Raw genomic sequence first — 20,471 nt, 5'->3', positions numbered from 1 at the left:
CTAGTCGATTTTTTCGATTAGGCATCACACTCATTTTTTAGGCTTTAACTTCACTAAATAATTGACAATGGCCACTAGCTCAGAAGCTGACTTTCCACTCGGATTGACTTCATAAATGCCATTAATTAAAAATGTAGGTACACCACTAATACCTGAGAGCTGCACCTGAATGCCGTATTCGCTAAACGCTGATTTCTTTTCAGGAGAGTTGTATACCTTATCAAACTCAGCACCTTTAACCCCTTGAGTTATAAAAAATGCTCTAAGTTGAGAGGCTGAAGTAAATGGCCCTGCTTCTTCATGAATGTAATGAAAAATTTGGCTATGCACTTGATTAGTAATTCTAAGCTTTTGCGCCACATAATACGCTTCTTGCCCTAATATCCAACTCGGACGCCCTGCTCCTACCGGAGTACGAACAAACGCCACCTTACCCTTCAACATCGTAGCCATTTTTTCAACGCTAGGCTCAGCATGATAACAGTGAGGACAGTTGTATGAGAAAAACTCTCTTACCACAGGCTTATGGGTTTCTGGGAAACCCTCAACTTTAGTATAGTCTTTACCTTCTACGTAATTAGCAGCTAACGCTTGATTACACAAAAAAGAAAATGCACAAATAAAAATAGATGCATAGAGCTTTTTTATCACAATATTCCCCTTAATCAACAAGCTTTAAGTGCGACAAATAGATCATCAAACTGATATGAAAATCCCAATTCACAACTAATTTTAGATCCACTCACCTCTTTTCCATGAACACCATCATTTAGGAATTCAGGTAACTCAACCCCCAACTCACGAGTAGCTTGTGTATAAAATTCGCTACGAGATGGATGATGAGGTGAACATACATTATAAACTTTACTAGCTGAATCAGCTGTTAACAAAGAAACCATCGCCTGAATACAATCAGTTTGATGAACTAAGTTCACCACCTTATCACCAGCGGGAATTTGAGTTTTGCCTGCAAAAAAACGACCCGGTGGCCGTTGAGGCCCCATTAAACCGGAGAATCGCAAAACATAGCCATTATTATGCTTTAAAAATAAATCTTCAGCTGCCAACATGGTTTCGCTTGATTCAGAATGCGATGTAGCGTCTTCTTCGACCATTATTTTATCAATATCAGGATAAACAGATGTTGAGCTAGTAAAGACGATTTTGTTGTACTGTTCAACGTCAATAATCTGCATTAGCTTTTTTAACTGAGATAAAAAAGTCGATGATGTTTGCCTTCTCAACCTTGGAGGCACGGTAACAATAAGGTATTCCGATTGTAAAAAAGGAGCAATAGTTTCAACAGTACCAGTCAGTTCTTGCTCTAAATCCAAAGTAAAAGCTTTGATACCTTCATCTTTAAGTGATTCTAGTGATGAAGCTTCGCGTTTACTTGCAGAAACTTGAAAGCCTAATTCCAGTAAATGCTTAGCTAAAGGAAAACCAAACCAACCACAGCCAATGATAGTAACTTTTTGATTCATGAAGATTCTCTTATTACTCTGAACAAAAATAAAAACTTACAGCCTGATCGCCACCCAGTGCTTGAAGAACATTTTCTGGTAACTCTCCTTTATTTACCACGCTATCAATAGCCACTTGCTCATCTTCTAAACATCGCATTTTTGCTTTTGAGCCTGATTCAGTGCAGCTTAAAACATCAGGGAAATTGCTATGGTTTTTATTAACTAAAACCTTTGCAAAACACCCGTCTTGCAACTTGACTATTGTGCCTGGTGGGAAGACTCCAATTGTTTTAATTAACGCTGCCAATAATTCAGGATCGTGTCGTTTCGAACCGTTCTTGTAAAGATAACCCAGCGCCAGTTTTGATGAGCTGAATCTCGAGTCGTTTAATAAGTTTTCAAACTCATTTGCAAGACTGACAACCTGAGTTGTTATTGGGATTTGTTTTCCTTTTAACTGCTTGGGAAAACCACTGCCATCAATAAATTCGTGATGTGATCCAACAATACTCAATACCGCTTCAGACCAAACACCCTGTGGCTTTAAGATATTAACGCCGTAGGTTGGGTGTAAGTTGAGAAAGTTCTTTTCACTGTTCGTAAGTTCACCTGTTTTCCTAACAATACTATCTGGGACCTTACTTTTTCCATAATCATGTACTAACGCCCCTTGAGCAACATCTCTTATTTGTTCTTCACTCAAGCCTATGACTTTAGCCAACAGCATAGAAATCACAGCAACAGATACACAATGCTGACTCACATCTCTATGAGACTCAGGCTTTTTAACCGTACAAAGGTGTGTATCCTCTGTCTCTGTCAGGTGTTGATAAAGTTGGTCTGCAACCCCAGCTGAAAGACGATAAGCGCCATCGGGATCAGTAAGTAACTTACTATGAATGACTTGGTTTTCATTTATATTAAACGAAAATCTTTTCTGGCTTTTATGAATGGCTTGTTTAATTTCTTTACTGTGGTCAAAAATGCTTTGCTCAGAATATGACTCTTTACCCTGAACACTGAGTTCCTCAGGTTTTTGAACTTGTTCTGTGACTTGATAGTGTCCTTCAAGCAAATACACATAAGGTAAGCCTAAGCCTTTAATAACTTGGAGTTCTTTATTGGTTTTTATCCAAATACTGCTTCTAAAAAAAGGATGGTCTTTCCATGATGTAGGGATCTTTACCTTCATCCCTAATTGAACGTCAGAAACGGGAATTTTTACTAAATTCGGCATGCCAAAAAACCACATCCATTATGAGGTATACAAAAATTGAATACGTTATTCTGTATAAACAGTTGCAGAGAATACCGCTATTCTCTGTCGAGTGTCCAGTTTTTGACATAATACTCTAAATGTTGTGATTTAATGATGAACAGCCAACACCAAAAGAGCCCTAAAACTTCCAAACCGCTTTGCCAACTAAACTGAAACTGTAAATGGGATAGTTTGACATATATGAGATAAACTTCTGCGACTAAGGTAACAAATAGTCCCCATTTAATCCGTTTAAATAGTGGAATAAGAAACGTTGGCTTGCCTCTTCGTTCAAAAGTAATCAGAAAAAAAATCACAACCGCAATAGAGCCTGCAACCAAGCCCGAAATGAAGTCAGTTTTTTCAGGATAAAAGAGTTTTACTAAAACATCACGTTGACCAGATTGAGTCAATGACATGGCAAAAACACACCATGATCTAGCCAAAAAAGCCAAAACGATATACAAAGTTAAAGGCGGTTTTACCCGCCCTTTATCATCAAGCCAACGAATATGAGAAAAATCTAGCACGTTATATACCCATGATACTTGAAGGTGCAACTTTCAGGGCTTATTCAGCGTTGCATTATTCGAGGCGTGAAAGCGCAGAAATAGCGGGCTAATTTAAGCTTTCACAACAAAGAAGAATCAACGCTGAAAAGCCCACTCCGTGCGAGTTTAATTGCCATTTATTCTGCGATACTTACCCTTGAAATAGACTAACTATGACCGACATACAAAACTGTCGTTACTGCGTTTACCGCGGATAACTAACTTGCCTAAATGGCAATACTCTTAATAAAAAGTATTCTCGCTGAAATCCTGCATCTTCAGGTATCATGAGTATAGTTATCGTATATGGTAGGAATGGCTTTTCGCTTATGTTGGGTTCTTTTATAAATTCCAATCAAGGTTTCTTCTACATCAGAACTAACGTGTTTACCTTCTAAAAAGTCATCGATTTGATCGTAGGTTAAACCTAATGCAACTTCATCAGCTAATTGAGGCTTGTCTTCCTCTAAATCAGCAGTAGGAGCTTTATTTACCAAGAGATCTGGAGCGCCTAAATAGCTTGCTAGTTGACGAACTTGGCGTTTACTTAACCCAAATAAAGGCGCTAAATCACAAGCACCATCCCCCCACTTGGTATAAAAACCTGTGATGTTTTCGGCACTGTGATCCGTACCAACAACTAAACCGTTTACCAGACCCGCAATTTCATATTGCGCGATCATACGTTGGCGAGCTTTCACGTTACCTTTTACAAAATCAATATTGATTCCGTCATCAACATTTACATTGGCATTTTCTAAGCTTGCTAGTACTTCTGAATGAATGCCATCTGCACCATAAGCAATATTCACAGTCACTTGCTGAGAAGGTTGAATAAATTGGCAGGCCAATTGAGCTTCATCCTCATCTTTTTGAATTTTGTAAGGTAAACGGACTGCGAAAAACTGATATTGATTAAATTTTTGTTCATCATTCAGTTGCTCAACAGCTAACTGACAAAGACGTCCTGCTAGAGATGAATCGACACCGCCACTGATCCCAAGAACGACACTTTTACAGCCAGAATTAAGCAACATTGTCTTAATAAACCCTACTCTACGCTGAACTTCTTGTTCTGAATCGATTTGAGGTTGAACCTTCATTTCCTCAATGATCTGTGCCTTCACACTTGCTCCAAAAATTACGAAACTAAAAAAGAGACCTGAAATCTAACATTTATTTAAGATTAAAAGTAGTCAATTTTTACTTCCAACCGAACCCTATTTTGTATATAAAACATTCTGACGTACAAAAATACATCACTTTTCTTTTGCTTAGGTAAATATCAATTGAATTGATATTTGATTTACTATTGGAAGATAACAATGCGGATATTGGTTGTAGAAGATGATCCACTTTTATCACATCATCTTAAAGTTCAGCTCTCAGAGCTAGGAAATCAGGTTCAAGTTGCCTTAAATGCAAAAGAAGGCCACTACCAAGCGATAAATTACCCGATAGATATCGCAATTATTGATATAGGTTTACCCGATTTCGATGGTATTAATCTCATTAAAAAGCTCAGAGATGATGATTTAAAAGCCCCGATTCTCATCTTAACAGCTCGGATGCATTGGAAAGATAAAGTCGAAGGTCTCAATGCAGGTGCTGATGACTATCTCGTCAAACCATTTCAAAAAGAAGAATTGGTGGCAAGATTAGATGCTTTGGTTCGAAGAAGTGCTGGTTTTGTTAAGCCTTTGATCACCAGTGGAGATTTGGAAATAGATCTCGCTGCAAAACAAGTAAGTTTGAGTGGATCAACCATTGACGTAACCGCTTTTGAATACCTTATTTTAGAGTACTTAATGCGTCATAATCATGAAGTGGTAACCAAACGCCGACTGTTAGATGTTATTTATGCCGATCGTGAAGGTGACCCAAATACCATTGAAGTGATGGTCAGCCGATTAAGAAAAAAACTGGCTTTACATGGATTAGAAAACCCCATCAGTACCATTAGAGGTCAAGGTTATAAGTTTAACCAACCATGCAATTAAAAACCCGAAATAGCCCTAGCTTATTAACCCAATTATTGGTTGGGGCTTTCATTATTATTTCTTTGCTTAGCATCTCTTTGGCTTGGCTCATAAACCAATTACACGTCCAGCAAAGTTTTAATCAACAAACTGAAGCACTAATGGCTGACATTCCGACGGCCATAGAAGCTGTTAAAAAACACATTGATAATCCAAGCCAAGGTGTTTTAGATACGCCTGAAAACCCCATAGATTTCTTGATGGTAAGCTGTGATAAAAACCATAAGCAAATTTGGTCATCTCATTTAGCTAATCGCAGAAATTTAGTTAATACCTGTAATGAATACCGTAAAGTCAAACACAAACAACCACCCTACTACGTAAAGCTAACCGATGGGAAAACCTACCTAATTTACCCACTGGAATTAGAGACACAAAAACAACATGTAACCCTTTTAGTGCTAAAGGATGCAGGCGGCTTTAGTCTTGAATATCAACAATTCAGTCAACAAACTTATATTCAGTTAGGTGTGATTTTGTTACTCACCAGTTTATTTTTAGCGGCAATGGCTTATTGGGGGATTAGACCGTTTCGGCGAATGATCAATGAATTAAACCAGATAAAAAAAGGCAATACCACACATTTAAATCAACACTATCCTAGAGAGTTTAAAGGAACAGTGAACGCCTTAAACCAACTCCTTCTTCAATCTGCTGCTCAGCAAGAGCGCTATAAAAATACTATTAATGATCTTGCCCATAGCTTAAAAACAAGGTTGTCATCAATTCGTGCCTTAATTGAAGATACCGACAATGAAAATAAACAAAACAATATATTAGAGCAAGTGTATCAAATGGACGACATGGTTAAATATCACTTAAAGCGTGCTTTGCTTGGGCGTAAATCGCTAATTGACGAGTCCACTAAAATTTCAGAAGTTATCGACCAGCTCGTTCCTATTTTACATAAGCTTTACCAAGAAAGAGATATTAGCTTCACTTCATATATTGATAAAAAAGTAACCTTTCCTTGCAATAAAGACGATTTAACTGAGCTATGTGGAAACCTATTGGAAAATGCGTTTCGACTCTGTATTAGCAAAGTCCATTTCGAAGCCAAACGAAATAAAAAATCATTCTATTTCAGTGTTGAAGACGATGGCCCGGGCATTCCAGATGAACTCAAAACTAAAATATTACAACGTGGGTTCAGGGCTGACACCCAACACGCAGGAACAGGACTTGGATTAGCAATTTGCAAAGAAATTGTCGATACCTATGGCGGAGAACTGAATATTACTACCTCCAAGTTTGATGGCGCCAAAATTGAAATCAAAATTCCTGTGACTTAATTTAGAATCATCAGGCAATCGGCGCATAAAGCTGTTCGGCTCTCTGGAACATTATCCAAGAAGTAGCGATATATTTATCACCACTCACAGGGATATGTCCTTTATGTGTATGAGTAAATCCAGCAGGGGCGATAACCATAGTGCCCTTTTGGGGTTTAATCTTACGCTGCTGATAGTAAAACTCGGTTTCCCCGCCTTCTTCTACATCATTCAGGTAAAACATATACAAAACCACTCTGTGTAGTGCCTCATTATGATTTAGCTGCGGGAATTGCTCAGAATGCCAATGGTGATAACCACCTTGATTTTGCAGGTAGCGTTGCACATTAATCGTGCCACTTCGATACAGGTATTTTACTAGAGGTTCAGCTCTTGGCTTGCCTAGGCTATCGAAATTTTCAGGGTTAAGGAAAGTAGACTGATTGTTTTCATCCATAACTGAAACAGAAACCGCGCCCATTAACGCCATTGAATACTTGGTAAAATAATCCGTTGCGCCTTTTAGGGTATAGCCTAACAGCTCATTTTTTATGACAGTTAAATCAGGGAAATTATCTAAGGTAAGATCTTGACTAAGCTTTTTGTCTTTATCGATACCATTTCCTGTTTCTCCAGCTCTAACACCAGAATGCTCAGAAAAGGTTTTAATTAAGCGATCACAAAATTCGTCAGATAAGGCGTTAGGATATACTTCTATAAAGTCCATTTGTTTAACTCAAACAGCAATACGGCATTTGCCCCACTATACTGCCTGAGCCAAAACAAATCTAACATTTTAGAAACATAAAGATTTTTGATAAAACCTAAAAACATCGGTTGGCTATGTTCTCTAGCGTAGAAAAAATGACGGTTAGCAAGGCGTAGCTTGCAGCAAGTAGTGAGCCTATTTGCAAAAGTTACAACACAGCTAACTGGTATTTTAGCAAGCTTGTGGACAATAGAGCTTTCACACGTTGGGTAACAGGTGAGGTGAGCTAAACATTTTAAATCTTATAAAGTTGATCATTTTGTAGCGTTCAACTGATATTTTTAGGTTATAGCCAACGCTTTCTTTTAAAGAAGAAATAAGTACCTACAGCACTGGCAAGCATCATGGCTATCGCCATTGGGTAACCAAACTTCCAAGAAAGTTCAGGCATATCATGGAAGTTCATTCCGTAACTGCTTGCAATTAACGTCGGTGGAAGGAATACAACTGCTGCAACCGAGAATATTTTAATAATACGGTTTTGTTGTAACCCCGTAAAACCCATTGCTGCATCCATCAAGAAGTTTAATTTGTCGAAAATAAACTGACTGTGAGGCATCAGAGATTCAATATCCGCTAACATTTCACGAATATCTTTCATCTCTTCATCAGACATTTTTCCACGATAATAGCGCTGCATGTAGCGTAAAGAACGCTGGGTATCGAGCAAACTCAAGCGGATTTTTCCATTTGAATCTTCTTGTAAAGTGATTAACTTAAAGACATCATCAAGCTCTTCACTTTCGAACACTTCCTCAGCCATATTTTCCAATACGGTGTAAACGTCTTCAATTAAATCGGATAAGTAGTCTACTTTCAGCGTGAAAAACTCAAGAAATAATTCTTGAGGAGTAGCAACTTTCAGACGACCTAAACGTAAATAGTTACGTAATAGACGGACTAAGCCTACATCTTCTTCTCTGATGGTTAGTAAGAAGTGTTTACGCAGATTAAAGGAAATGTTGACACCACGAACATCCTGACCAACACGCTGTGGGAATAGCGAGTTGATGTGTAAGCCGTCTTTGTTTTGGTAAAAACGTGCCGAAGCCTCAATTTCATTGATGTCTTCTTCTTCAGGTACTTCTTCTACCGAAAACTTACTTAACCAATCACGTTCATCATCTTCAGGTTTATAAAGATCAAGCCAAAGGGTGCCTTCTGGAATATCGTCCTTAGTACTCAATTCTTGGATAGTTAAGCGACGATTTTCATAGAGATATGCAGTGATCATAAAAGTCCCCCTGTACTTAATCCATTTCATTTCCATGAGATGGCTTGGGTGTAATTTTGCGCTAGTTTACCTGATAAAAGAAGAAGATAAAGGGTTAAGCAAATATTAAGGTCAAATTGAAACCAATTTGCTTGCATAATATCCGGTATAAGCCCAGCCCGTTTATTATTGTAGAAGATTTATGAGCAAGCAGATACAAAAAAGGCTCAAAGTAAAACTTTGAGCCTTTTGTTTTTGAAAACGACTATATTACCAGCCAGTTTTCTCACGAAGTGCTTTACCAATGTCTGCTAAAGAGCGAACAGTAGTTACACCAGCCGCTTCTAGTGCAGCAAACTTCTCGTCAGCTGTACCTTTACCACCAGCGATGATTGCACCAGCGTGACCCATACGTTTACCAGCTGGAGCAGTAACACCAGCAATGTAAGAAACAACAGGCTTAGTTACGTGGTTTTTGATGTATTCAGCAGCTTCTTCTTCTGCCGTACCACCAATCTCACCGATCATAACAATCGCTTCAGTACCTTCATCGTTTTGGAACATTTCTAAAACGTCGATGAAGTTAGTACCAGGGATTGGGTCACCACCGATACCAACACAAGTAGATTGACCGAAACCTTCGTCAGTAGTTTGCTTAACCGCTTCGTAAGTCAAAGTACCAGAACGTGAAACGATGCCTACTTTACCAGGTTTGTGGATGTGACCTGGCATGATACCAATCTTACATTCACCTGGAGTGATAACACCTGGGCAGTTAGGACCGATCATACGAACGCCAGTTTCTTCAAGCTTAACTTTAACTTCAAGCATATCCAAAGTTGGAATACCTTCAGTAATACATACGATAAGCTCGATACCTGCGTCGATAGCTTCTAGGATTGCATCTTTACAGAAAGGTGCAGGAACATAGATAACAGTCGCAGTTGCGCCAGTTTCAGCTACAGCGTCTTTAACAGTGTTAAAAACTGGTAGACCTAGGTGTACTTGACCACCTTTACCTGGAGATACACCACCAACCATCTGAGTACCGTAAGCGATAGCTTGCTCAGAGTGGAAAGTACCTTGACCACCAGTAAAACCTTGGCAGATAACTTTAGTATCTTTATTAATTAAAACAGACATTATTTGCCCTCCGAAGCAGCAACTACTTTAACTGCAGCATCAGTTAGTGACTCAGCAGCGATAATGTCAAGACCAGAGTTAGCTAGAACTTCACGGCCTTTTTCAGCGTTAGTACCTTCTAGACGAACAACTACAGGTACTTCTACGCCCACTTCTTTAACTGCACCGATGATACCTTCTGCGATCATGTCACAACGTACGATACCACCGAAGATGTTAACAAGAACCGCTTTAACATTGTCATCAGAAAGAATGATCTTGAATGCTTCTGCTACACGCTCTTTAGTAGCGCCGCCACCTACGTCTAGGAAGTTGGCTGGCTTGCCACCGTGTAGGTTTACGATGTCCATAGTACCCATTGCTAGGCCTGCACCGTTAACCATACAACCTACGTTACCGTCTAGAGCAACATAGTTAAGCTCGAACTTAGCCGCGTGCGCTTCACGAGCATCTTCTTGTGAAGGATCGTGCATTTCACGGATCTTAGGCTGACGGAACAATGCGTTGCCATCAACACCAATCTTACCGTCTAGGCAGTGGATGTTACCTTCTTCAGTAATAACAAGCGGGTTGATTTCTAGAAGCGCGAAATCATGATCAGTAAACATAGTCGCTAGACCCATGAATACTTTAGTGAACTGCTTCATTTGAGTTGGGTTTAGACCCAATTTGAAGCCAAGATCACGTGCTTGGTACGCTTGAGGACCAACTAGTGGATCGATGATTGCTTTGTGAATCAACTCTGGAGTTTCTTCAGCAACAGTTTCGATTTCAACACCGCCTTCAGTAGAAGCCATAAATACAACTTTACGAGTTGCACGGTCAACTACAGCACCTAGGTACAACTCGTTAGCGATATCTGTGCAGCTTTCTACAAGGATTTTAGCAACGGGTTGACCATTCTCGTCAGTTTGGTAAGTAACCAAGTTTTTGCCTAGCCATTGCTCAGCAAATGCTCTGATTTCTTCTTTGTCGCCAGTTACTTTAACGCCACCAGCTTTACCGCGGCCGCCAGCATGTACTTGACACTTAACGACCCACATGTCACCACCAATACGTCCAGCAGCTTCAACAGCTTCTTGAGCTGTATCACAAGCATAACCTTCAGATACTGGTAAACCATATTCAGCAAAAAGTTCTTTTGCCTGATACTCATGCAAATTCATGATGATCTATCCGTTTACTACAAAATTGAATTAAATAACCGCCCTTTTAACTTCAAGGGCGGTCGCTAGGGTATTGTCTTATTCTCGACTGTAGATTACAGATCTAGTAATAGACGAGTTGGATCTTCTAAGAAGTCTTTAATAGCTACTAGGAAGCCAACTGATTCACGACCATCGATGATACGGTGGTCATAAGATAGTGCTAAGTACATCATAGGTAGAATTTCTACCTGTCCATTCACTGCCATTGGACGATCTTTAATGGCGTGCATGCCTAAAATTGCACTTTGTGGCATGTTAAGAATTGGAGTAGACATTAGCGAGCCGAATACACCACCGTTAGTAACAGTGAAGTTACCGCCAGTCATGTCTTCAACGGTCAGTTTACCGTCACGACCTTTGATCGCTAATTCACGAACTTTCTTTTCGATATCAGCAAGGCTCATCTTGTCAGTATCGCGTAGTACTGGCGTTACCAGACCACGTGGCGTAGATACCGCGATGCTTACGTCAAAGTAGTTGTGATAAACAATGTCATCGCCATCAATTGAAGCGTTAACTTCAGGGAAGCGCTTCAGTGCTTCAGTTACCGCTTTGATGTAGAAAGACATAAAGCCTAAACGTACACCGTGACGCTCTTCAAAGATGTCTTTGTATTGCTTACGGATATCCATGATTGGCTTCATGTTGATTTCGTTAAAGGTCGTCAACATTGCCGTAGAATTCTTAGCTTCTAGAAGACGGTTTGCAATGGTCTTACGAAGACGAGTCATAGGAACACGCTTCTCGCTGCGCTCTGCTGCTACTTGAACTGGAGCCGCTGCAGCAGAAGAACCTTGAGACTTAACGAACTTCTCAACGTCTTCTTTAGTGATACGACCGCCAACACCAGTACCCTTCACTTTGCTTGCATCAACATTGTGCTCTGCAATTAGGCGACGAACTGATGGGCTTAGCGCATCGTTGTTTTCTTCTTGCGCTGGCGCAGCTTCTGCAGCAGGTGCCGCATCTGCTTTTGGCGCTTCAGCTTTCGCTTCAACAGCACCAGGAATTAGAGTAGCAATTACTTGCTCGCCTAAAACGGTTTCTCCTTCGCCAAATTGGATTTCACTAATTTGACCATCAGCTTCAGCAACAACTTCTAAAACGACTTTATCAGTTTCAATATCAACCAAGTTTTGGTCGCGAGTTACTGACTCACCAGGCTGAACGTGCCAAGTCGCAATTGTTGCATCAGCAACAGACTCTGGCAATACGGGTACCTTAATTTCGATACTCATAAAAAACTATCCTTTCTATAAACGATACTAAAGTTTTAACGCGTCTTTGATTAATGCTTCTTGTTGACGCATATGTAAGTCAGCATAACCGCATGCAGGAGCAGCGGACGCTTCACGACCGGCATAAGTCAAATCAGCACCTGCTGGGATAGCAGTTCTGAAATGATGTTGGCTACAGTACCAAGCACCTTGGTTTTGAGGCTCTTCCTGACACCAAACAAAATCGGTAACGTGCTGATAATCCGCAAGCGCTTTCGCCATTTCCTCATGTGGGAATGGGTATAGCTGCTCAATACGAACAATTGCCACGTTCTCAATGTTTTCTTTACGACGCTTATCGACTAAGTCGTAGTAAACCTTACCGCTACACAGTACAACGCGGTCTACTTTCTTAACGTCTAACTCGTCGATCTCACCAATTACATTTTGGAAAGTACCATTTGCTAGCTCATCCATTGATGAAACTGCAAGTGGATGACGAAGCAGAGACTTAGGAGACATAACCACAAGTGGACGACGCATTGGACGAACAACTTGACGGCGTAGCATGTGGTAAACCTGTGCAGGTGTTGATGGAACACACACTTGCATGTTGTGGTTAGCACAAAGCTGTAGGAAACGCTCTAGACGTGCACTTGAGTGCTCTGGTCCTTGCCCTTCATAACCATGTGGAAGAAGCATAGTTAGACCACACAAACGTCCCCACTTCTGCTCACCTGAAGATAAGAATTGGTCAATCACAACCTGAGCACAGTTTGCGAAGTCACCAAATTGGGCTTCCCAAATGGTTAGGCCGCTAGGCTCAGCAGTTGCGTAGCCGTATTCAAAGGCTAGAACTGATGCTTCAGACAATACTGAGTCAGTAATATCAATGGGTCCTTGCTCACCTTCTAAATTGCGAAGAGGCATGAAAGTACTTGCCGTCTTTTGCTCGTGTAAAACAGCGTGACGGTGGAAGAAAGTACCACGACCTGAATCTTGACCAGTAATACGAACACGTTTTTTGTCATCAAGAATGGTTGCATACGCCAAGTTTTCAGCCATACCCCAATCAAGAAGCTTTTCACCGTTCGCCATTGCAACACGATCTTTATAGATCTTAGCAACACGAGACTGAACAACGTGACCTTCTGGAATAAGCGCAACACGATCAGCAAGTTCTTTTAACTTGTCAGCATCAATGGTAGAAGCGTAATCTTCTTCCCACATACGGTTCAGGTATGGGCTCCAATCAACGGCATACTTTTCCATTTGACGCCATTCTTTAACCACACACTCACCAGCATCTAGACCATCACGGTAATTGTTTACCATGGCAACCGCTTCATCTGAAGCAATCACTTGATCAGCGATAAGCTTGTCTGCGTAGATCTTACGTGGCGTTGGATGCTTTTTGATTTTCGCATACATCAACGGCTGAGTTGCACTAGGCTCATCAGCTTCATTGTGACCATGACGACGGTAACAAACCAAATCAATCACAACATCACGTTTAAACTCATTACGGTAATCAACAGCAAGCTGTGCAACAAATGCAACCGCTTCAGGGTCATCAGCATTAACGTGGAAGATTGGCGCCTGTACCATCTTAGCGATGTCAGTACAGTACTCAGTAGAACGCGTATCTTCTTGTTTAGAAGTCGTGAAACCAACTTGGTTATTTACGACAACACGAATACTACCACCAACCTTGAATCCATGTGTTTGAGACATGTTAAAGGTTTCTTGAACAACACCCTGCCCTGCAATTGCAGAGTCACCATGGATAGTGATTGGTAGGACTTGACTACCATCTGCACATCCACGACGATCTTGACGAGCACGTACAGAGCCCATAACTACAGGGTTTACGATTTCAAGGTGCGATGGGTTAAACGCAAGTGCTAGGTGAACTAAGCCCGCTGGCGTTTCAAAATCAGAAGAGAAACCTTGGTGATATTTAACGTCACCAGAGCCACCATTTGCAGCGTGCTTACCCGCAAACTCATCAAATAGTTCACCTGGGCGTTTACCTAAAACGTTAACCAAAACGTTCAAACGACCACGGTGCGCCATGCCGATAACCACTTCTTTAGTCGAAGATTCACCCGCACGATAAATAATTTCACGCAGCATAGGAACTAACGAATCACCACCTTCTAGTGAGAAACGTTTTGCACCTGGGAATTTCGCACCAAGGTATTTTTCCATACCTTCAGCTGCGTTTAGACCTTCAAGAATACGAGTCTGAACGTCTTTTCCATAGTTGCCGTTCCCTAATGATGGCTCAATACGTTGTTGGATCCAACGCTTTTCGTCAGTATCGGTGATGTGCATGTACTCAGCACCGATAGAGCCACAATAGGTTGTTTTAAGCGCGCTAACTAATTCAGAAAGCTTCATGGTTTCGCCACCGAAGGCAAATGAACCAGTGTTAAACTCACTGTTCATATCTTCAGCCGTTAACCCATGAAATGCAGGGTTTAATTCAGCTACTGCTTCACGCTTCCATAATTCCAGTGGATCTAAGTTAGCATTTTGGTGTCCACGGAAACGGTGAGCATTGATAAGTTGGAGAACTTTAACTTGTTTTGCATCAAGCTCAGGATCAGCGGCTCTTGCTGCAGTGCCGCCACGACTTTCAAGTGCCAAACTACGGAAGTAGTCTCGAACTTTAGAGTGTGCAACTTCTGGGGTACCGAATGCTTCACCATTTACGGAAGGAAGGTTATCAAAGACAGTTTTCCAATCTTCGGAAACTGACTGCGGATCTTCTTGATAGGCCTCGTACATCTCCTCAATGTAAGTGGCGTTAGAGCCATACAAGTGAGAGGATTCGAGCCAGGCTTTCATAGTGCCTTGGTGCATTTCCATTCCTTTCAAACTTTATATCAATTAGTGGCAGATACTGTAGGTGGGAAAGCGCGTTTTCTTAATGTACAGTTTTGCTTTTCTAAAAGTACTTTTTACAGATAGAAAAAGCCACCTCTATAGATAGAGGCAGCTTTCTATTTTTTACACCGTTATAAACAACTGGCAATGGTCCATCTATACAGCTCGCTTCAATAGCATTGACTTAATATGACCAATCGCTTTGGTTGGGTTCAATCCTTTAGGACAAACATCAACACAGTTCATGATACCGTGACAACGGAATACGCTGTAAGCATCATCAAGTTCTGCAAGACGCTCTTCCGTTGCTGTATCACGACTATCAATAAGGAAGCGATAAGCATGCAGAAGACCACTTGGACCTACGAACTTGTCTGGGTTCCACCAGAATGATGGACACGCTGTAGAACAACATGCACACATAATACATTCATAGAGACCATCTAAATGAGCACGATCTTCAATTGACTGTAAGTGCTCACGAGCAGGCGTTCTTTCGTCGTTGATCAAATAAGGCTTGATCTTTTCGTACTGCTTGTAGAATTGAGTTAAATCTACAATCAAGTCACGAACCACTGGCATACCTGGCAATGGACGGATTTCAATCTTCTTACCTTTGAAGGTAGAAACAGGCGTGATACACGCTAGACCGTTTTTACCATTCATGTTGATACCGTCAGAACCACATACACCTTCACGACATGAACGACGGAATGCAAGTGTTGAGTCTTGTTCTTTAAGAAGGATAAGTGCGTCCAATACCATCATATCGGAGCCTTCTTTCACTTCTAGCGTGTAATCCTTCATGTAAGGCTTAGTGTCTACATCAGGATTATAACGATAAACTGAAAAATTCAATTTCATCTTGGCAACTCCTTAGTAGGTACGCTTCTTAGGCGGGAATGCTTCACGGAACTTAGGCTCCATGTTTACATCACGCTTGTTCATGGCTTCTGTATTCGGATCGAAGATCGAGTGACATAACCAGTTTTCATCATCACGCTCAAGGAAATCTTCACGTGAGTGCGCACCACGGCTTTCGGTACGGAAGTTAGCTGCATATGCAGTAGCCAGTGCCGTTGCCATTAAGTTATCTAATTCTAAGCACTCAATACGCTGAGTGTTAAACTCTTTTGAGTTATCAGATAGTTTAGCGTTTTCTAGACGCTTACGAATCGCTTTAAGCTCTTCTAGACCTTCAGCCATTGAGTCACCGCTACGGAATACCGAGAAGTTTAACTGCATACATTGCTGTAGATCTTTCTTAATTTGTACTGGGTCTTCACCGTCTTTGTTGTTTTCCCAACGGTTTAGACGCGCAAGACTTGCATCGATTTGCGCTTCAGTCGCCTCTTTAGGATTTGGCGTTTCATCTAACGCTTTACCTAAGTGCTGACCTGCTGCACGACCAAATACTACAAGGTCAAGTAGTGAGTTACCACCTAAGCGGTTGGCACCGTGTACTGATACACAAGCAATTTCACCTACTGCAAATAGACCAGGAATGTCTTGCTCTGTGCCATCTTCGTTCTGGTGAATAACTTGACCAGAAACCTTAGCTGGCAAACCACCCATCATGTAGTGACAAGTTGGAATTACTGGGATTGGACCGTCAGCTGGATCAATGTGTGCGAACGTACGAGACAATTCACATACACCCGGTAGACGCTCTTCAAGCGTTTCTTTACCTAAGTGATCAAGCTTCAAGTAGATGTGGGGGCCGTATGGGCTATCTACACCACGACCTTCACGGATTTCGGTCATCATAGAACGTGCTACAACGTCACGAGACGCAAGGTCTTTTGCATTTGGTGCATAACGCTCCATGAAGCGCTCGCCGTCTTTATTTAGAAGGTAACCACCTTCACCACGACAACCCTCAGTCACAAGTACACCTGCGCCAGCAATACCCGTTGGGTGGAACTGCCACATTTCCATGTCTTGTAGTTGAACACCAGCACGAGCTGCCATACCAACACCATCACCAGTATTGATATGAGCGTTAGTCGTAGATGCGAAGATACGACCTGCACCACCAGTGGCTAAAACGGTAGCTTTAGACTTAAAGTAAACCACTTCACCGGTTTCAATGTCTAGTGCAGTACAACCTACGATTGCACCGTCTTCGTTTTTAACAAGGTCTAGTGCATACCACTCAGAGAAAACTTCAGTCTTGTTTTTAACGTTTTGTTGATACAAGCAGTGAAGCAATGCGTGACCAGTACGGTCAGCTGCCGCCGCAGTTCGAGCTGCTTGCTCGCCACCAAAGTTTTTAGACTGACCACCGAATGGGCGCTGGTAAATTTTTCCGTTCTCAAAACGTGAGAAAGGTAGACCCATGTGCTCAAGCTCAATGATCGCTTCTGGGCCAGTTTGACACATGTATTCGATTGCATCTTGGTCACCGATAAAGTCTGAACCTTTAACGGTGTCATACATGTGGTATTCCCAGTTATCTTCGTGCGCATTACCTAGCGCAACTGTAATACCGCCTTGTGCAGATACAGTATGTGAACGAGTTGGGAATACTTTAGATAAAAGCGCACAGCTCTTACCTTCTTTAGAAATTTGCAATGCGGCGCGCATACCTGCACCGCCAGCACCGATTACTACGGCATCAAATTCGCGAACTGGAATACTCACTTACACACCCCACACTGTAATTGTGCCAACCGCTAGATAAGCAAAAGCGGTGATAACAAAAATAAACTGCAATAAGCCACGAAGTTTTGTGCACTTAATATAGTCAGTCAGAACCTGCCAAGTACCAATCCAAGCGTGGATCAGTAATGCAATCAAGGCAATCAAAGTAAATACTTTCATTCCTATGGTGCTGTATAAACCAGACCACGCCTCATAAGTCATCGGCGCATTGCAGGCAAAAAAGCCAACTAAAAAGAGTGTGTAACAAGCTAGGATGATTCCGCTTGCACGAATAAAAATGAAGTCATGAACACCGCTGCGTCCAAAACTTGCTGCATTGGTTACCATACCCAAATCCCCGCTACGATAGAAACAACAATCGTTAACGCAAAAGAGACTTTTGCCGATGTTGCACCTGAGTTCAATTCTTCCCAACGTCCTGTATCCATGATCAAGTGACGTACGCCACCAATCAAGTGATAAGCCAAGGCGGTCAAGATGCCCCAAACAACGAACTTAGCTAAAGGGTTGGCAAATAAATTTTGCAATTCGGCGAAACTTTCTGCTGATGCTAATGACGAATGTAACATCCACAGCAAGATGCCTGTGGCAAAAATCATAATCACACCGGAGATACGGTGAAGAATGGACGCAATCGCTGTTGCAGGAAAGCGGATTTGTTGTAGATCTAAATGGACAGGTCTTTGCTTTTTCACGTTCTGCTCACTCAGCCTCATTGAGTTTTATTTAATTATACGATGCTTGCCAAAATTCCGATCTTTTTTCTAACAACCGATACTCTGGCAAAAATCGTTATTGAAAGTATATTCTCTCTGAAGCCACTAATTTTACAAATAGAGATCAATCTTATTATTTTCACTTTTGAAACTCTTTCAAAAGCCGAAAAGAGTATACTCGCGGGAAAAGTCAAATACAAACATCACATAACGTAAAATATCAATTTTCCTAAAATTAGCGTTCACCTGTATAAGTAACGAGCATTGTGACCCAGATCACTGTTAAAAAAATTAACAATTTTGAATAAAACACCCATTTGAATTGCAACCGTCCCCTAAATGCGGTTAAAGTATTGCACCTTTTATATATTCACTGTTGCATCTTTATGCACAAACATGAATATACATACCACTCTCATATGAAGATTGAAGTAAGGAGAACGCGGTATGGCTGAATTAAAAGCCACTTTAAACTTACCGGAAAACGATTCTATCGATTTACCAATCAAACAAGGAACTGAAGGTTTCGATGTAATCGACATCAGCAAGTTGGGCAGTAAAGGCTACTTTACGTTTGACCCAGGCTTTCTTGCAACAGCGTCGTGTGAATCAGCAATAACATACATCGACGGTGCGCAAGGCATTTTGCTTCATCGCGGCTACCCAATCGAGCAATTGGCTGTAGATTCAAACTACTTAGATGTTTGTTACTTACTGCTAAATGGTGAATTACCAAATAAAGCACAGCACGATAACTTTGTTGAAACCGTAACTAAACACACTATGGTTAACGAACAATTGGCAACCTTCTTTAAAGGGTTCCGTCGTGATGCACACCCAATGGCAATGCTTTGCGGTGTTACAGGTGCGCTTGCTGCTTTCTATCAAGACTCTCTTGATGTAAACAATGAAAGACACCGTGAAATTGCAGCGTATCGCTTAGTTTCCAAAATGCCTACTCTAGCGGCAATGTGTTACAAGTATTCAATGGGTCAACCTTTCGTTTATCCAAAGAATGACCTGAGCTATGCGGGTAATTTCCTAAGCATGATGTTTGCTGTACCTTGTGAAGAGTACAAAGTTAACCCAGTAATCGAGCGTGCAATGGATCGTATCTTCATCCTTCATGCTGATCACGAGCAAAACGCTTCTACTTCTACAGTACGTCTTGCTGGTTCTTCAGGCGCTAACCCATTTGCATGTATTGCAGCGGGTATCGCTTCACTTTGGGGTCCTGCTCACGGTGGTGCTAACGAAGCATGCTTGAAGATGCTAGAAGAAATCGGTTCTGTTGACCGTATTCCTGAGTTCATTGCTAAGGCAAAAGACAAGAATGATCCATTCCGTCTGATGGGCTTCGGTCACCGTGTTTATAAGAACTTCGACCCTCGCGCTAAAGTAATGCGTGAAACTTGTCATGAAGTTCTTAAAGAGCTAAACATTCAAGATCCACTACTAGACGTTGCAATGGAACTTGAGCGCATCGCTCTTGAAGATGAATACTTCGTATCTAAGAAGCTTTACCCGAACGTAGACTTCTACTCAGGTATCATCATGAAGGCTATTGGTATTCCAACAAGCATGTTCACCGTAATGTTCGCCCTAGCGCGTACAGTTGGTTGGATTGCTCACTGGAAAGAAATGCTAGACATGCCGGGTCACAAGATCAGCCGTCCTCGTCAGCTATACACTGGTGAAAAAGCACGTGACTTTGTAAAGTTAAACGATAGATAATTTATTATTTTATCTGATTTAAAAACCCGCTTTCGCGGGTTTTTTTATGCTTTGTTACAAATTATTTTACATTTTTTCAACAAGTGTTTATTGCTTCTGTTCTATCTCTAATTCTTTCCTGATACCCTCATTAATACCAATCCGCACTCAAGTGTGACCGCTCAGCAAGAGCTAAAGGCTTTCAGTACAAGGCGCAAATTCGCAGTACTATCAGGATAATTTAAGAAGTTGCAACACAGTAATGGAAGCCTTTAGTCTTGCCCTTCGGGAGCTTATCAGCGGTCAAACTACTTCGCCTAATTGGCTCGACGTAGAATAACTATGCCTTCA

Annotated in this window: 18 protein-coding genes; 3 read left to right on the top strand and 15 right to left on the bottom strand. The window is 41.3% G+C overall.

Annotated features, from left to right (window positions below):
• Positions 1 to 30: 30 nt before the first annotated feature.
• From E2H97_RS07650 to nadE, 5 genes are all read right to left on the bottom strand, one after another.
• Entirely contained in the window at positions 31 to 651 is a 621-nt protein-coding gene (locus tag E2H97_RS07650) for a thiol:disulfide interchange protein DsbA/DsbL (RefSeq protein ID WP_246029067.1), read from the bottom strand.
• Positions 652 to 665: 14 nt separating this feature from the next.
• Positions 666 to 1,484 (bottom strand): SDR family oxidoreductase, encoded by an 819-nt coding sequence (locus tag E2H97_RS07645; RefSeq protein ID WP_133406604.1) that lies wholly within the window; start codon positions 1,482 to 1,484, stop codon positions 666 to 668.
• 13 nt (positions 1,485 to 1,497) lie between these two features.
• A complete protein-coding gene (locus E2H97_RS07640; RefSeq protein ID WP_170308262.1) occupies positions 1,498 to 2,703 on the bottom strand; it encodes a cyclic di-GMP phosphodiesterase in 1,206 nt (401 codons plus the stop codon).
• 77 nt (positions 2,704 to 2,780) lie between these two features.
• Positions 2,781 to 3,254 (bottom strand): DUF2919 domain-containing protein, encoded by a 474-nt coding sequence (locus E2H97_RS07635; protein ID WP_133406602.1) that lies wholly within the window; start codon positions 3,252 to 3,254, stop codon positions 2,781 to 2,783.
• Positions 3,255 to 3,553: 299 nt separating this feature from the next.
• Entirely contained in the window at positions 3,554 to 4,402 is an 849-nt protein-coding gene (nadE, locus tag E2H97_RS07630; protein ID WP_133406601.1) for an ammonia-dependent NAD(+) synthetase, read from the bottom strand.
• 198 nt (positions 4,403 to 4,600) lie between these two features.
• Here nadE and E2H97_RS07625 point away from each other — a divergent pair, with 198 nt between their 5' ends.
• Complete coding sequence (locus E2H97_RS07625) at positions 4,601 to 5,275, top strand: response regulator (protein WP_133406600.1); 675 nt, start codon at positions 4,601 to 4,603, stop codon at positions 5,273 to 5,275.
• Positions 5,266 to 6,606, top strand: a complete 1,341-nt coding sequence (locus E2H97_RS07620) for an ATP-binding protein (RefSeq protein WP_133406599.1) — start codon at positions 5,266 to 5,268, stop codon at positions 6,604 to 6,606. The genes E2H97_RS07625 and E2H97_RS07620 overlap by 10 nt, the downstream gene beginning before the upstream one ends.
• Positions 6,607 to 6,616: 10 nt before the next feature.
• On the opposite strand, the gene E2H97_RS07615 is transcribed toward E2H97_RS07620, so the two are convergent.
• From E2H97_RS07615 to sdhC, 10 genes are all read right to left on the bottom strand, one after another.
• A complete protein-coding gene (locus E2H97_RS07615; RefSeq protein WP_133406598.1) occupies positions 6,617 to 7,312 on the bottom strand; it encodes a 2OG-Fe(II) oxygenase in 696 nt (231 codons plus the stop codon).
• 328 nt (positions 7,313 to 7,640) lie between these two features.
• Positions 7,641 to 8,588: a magnesium/cobalt transporter CorA gene (gene corA, locus E2H97_RS07610; RefSeq protein WP_133406597.1), complete on the bottom strand. Its 948-nt coding sequence runs from the start codon at positions 8,586 to 8,588 to the stop codon at positions 7,641 to 7,643.
• A 249-nt stretch (positions 8,589 to 8,837) separates the two neighbouring features.
• Entirely contained in the window at positions 8,838 to 9,710 is an 873-nt protein-coding gene (sucD, locus tag E2H97_RS07605; protein WP_121838966.1) for a succinate--CoA ligase subunit alpha, read from the bottom strand.
• Positions 9,710 to 10,876: an ADP-forming succinate--CoA ligase subunit beta gene (gene sucC, locus E2H97_RS07600; RefSeq protein ID WP_133406596.1), complete on the bottom strand. Its 1,167-nt coding sequence runs from the start codon at positions 10,874 to 10,876 to the stop codon at positions 9,710 to 9,712. The genes sucD and sucC overlap by 1 nt, the downstream gene beginning before the upstream one ends.
• Positions 10,877 to 10,971: 95 nt before the next feature.
• Positions 10,972 to 12,156: a 2-oxoglutarate dehydrogenase complex dihydrolipoyllysine-residue succinyltransferase gene (odhB, locus tag E2H97_RS07595; RefSeq protein ID WP_133406595.1), complete on the bottom strand. Its 1,185-nt coding sequence runs from the start codon at positions 12,154 to 12,156 to the stop codon at positions 10,972 to 10,974.
• A 27-nt stretch (positions 12,157 to 12,183) separates the two neighbouring features.
• Positions 12,184 to 15,003, bottom strand: a complete 2,820-nt coding sequence (sucA, locus tag E2H97_RS07590; RefSeq protein ID WP_133406594.1) for a 2-oxoglutarate dehydrogenase E1 component — start codon at positions 15,001 to 15,003, stop codon at positions 12,184 to 12,186.
• A 180-nt stretch (positions 15,004 to 15,183) separates the two neighbouring features.
• Positions 15,184 to 15,891, bottom strand: a complete 708-nt coding sequence (locus tag E2H97_RS07585; protein ID WP_133406593.1) for a succinate dehydrogenase iron-sulfur subunit — start codon at positions 15,889 to 15,891, stop codon at positions 15,184 to 15,186.
• Positions 15,892 to 15,903: 12 nt separating this feature from the next.
• A complete protein-coding gene (gene sdhA, locus E2H97_RS07580) occupies positions 15,904 to 17,670 on the bottom strand; it encodes a succinate dehydrogenase flavoprotein subunit (RefSeq protein ID WP_133406592.1) in 1,767 nt (588 codons plus the stop codon).
• Entirely contained in the window at positions 17,671 to 18,018 is a 348-nt protein-coding gene (gene sdhD / locus E2H97_RS07575) for a succinate dehydrogenase, hydrophobic membrane anchor protein (protein ID WP_133406591.1), read from the bottom strand.
• Positions 18,012 to 18,407 carry a succinate dehydrogenase, cytochrome b556 subunit gene (sdhC, locus tag E2H97_RS07570; RefSeq protein ID WP_133406590.1) on the bottom strand — a complete coding sequence of 132 codons (396 nt, stop codon included), beginning with the start codon at positions 18,405 to 18,407 and terminating at the stop codon, positions 18,012 to 18,014. The genes sdhD and sdhC overlap by 7 nt, the downstream gene beginning before the upstream one ends.
• Positions 18,408 to 18,854: 447 nt before the next feature.
• Between sdhC and E2H97_RS07565 the strand changes: the two genes are divergently transcribed.
• Positions 18,855 to 20,141 (top strand): citrate synthase, encoded by a 1,287-nt coding sequence (locus tag E2H97_RS07565; protein ID WP_133406589.1) that lies wholly within the window; start codon positions 18,855 to 18,857, stop codon positions 20,139 to 20,141.
• Positions 20,142 to 20,471 lie beyond the last annotated feature (330 nt).

Origin of the sequence: Parashewanella tropica, from assembly GCF_004358445.1 — a bacterium.
Taxonomy (GTDB): Bacteria; Pseudomonadota; Gammaproteobacteria; order Enterobacterales; family Shewanellaceae; genus Parashewanella; species Parashewanella tropica.
This window is presented reverse-complemented; position numbering and strand designations above follow the sequence as displayed.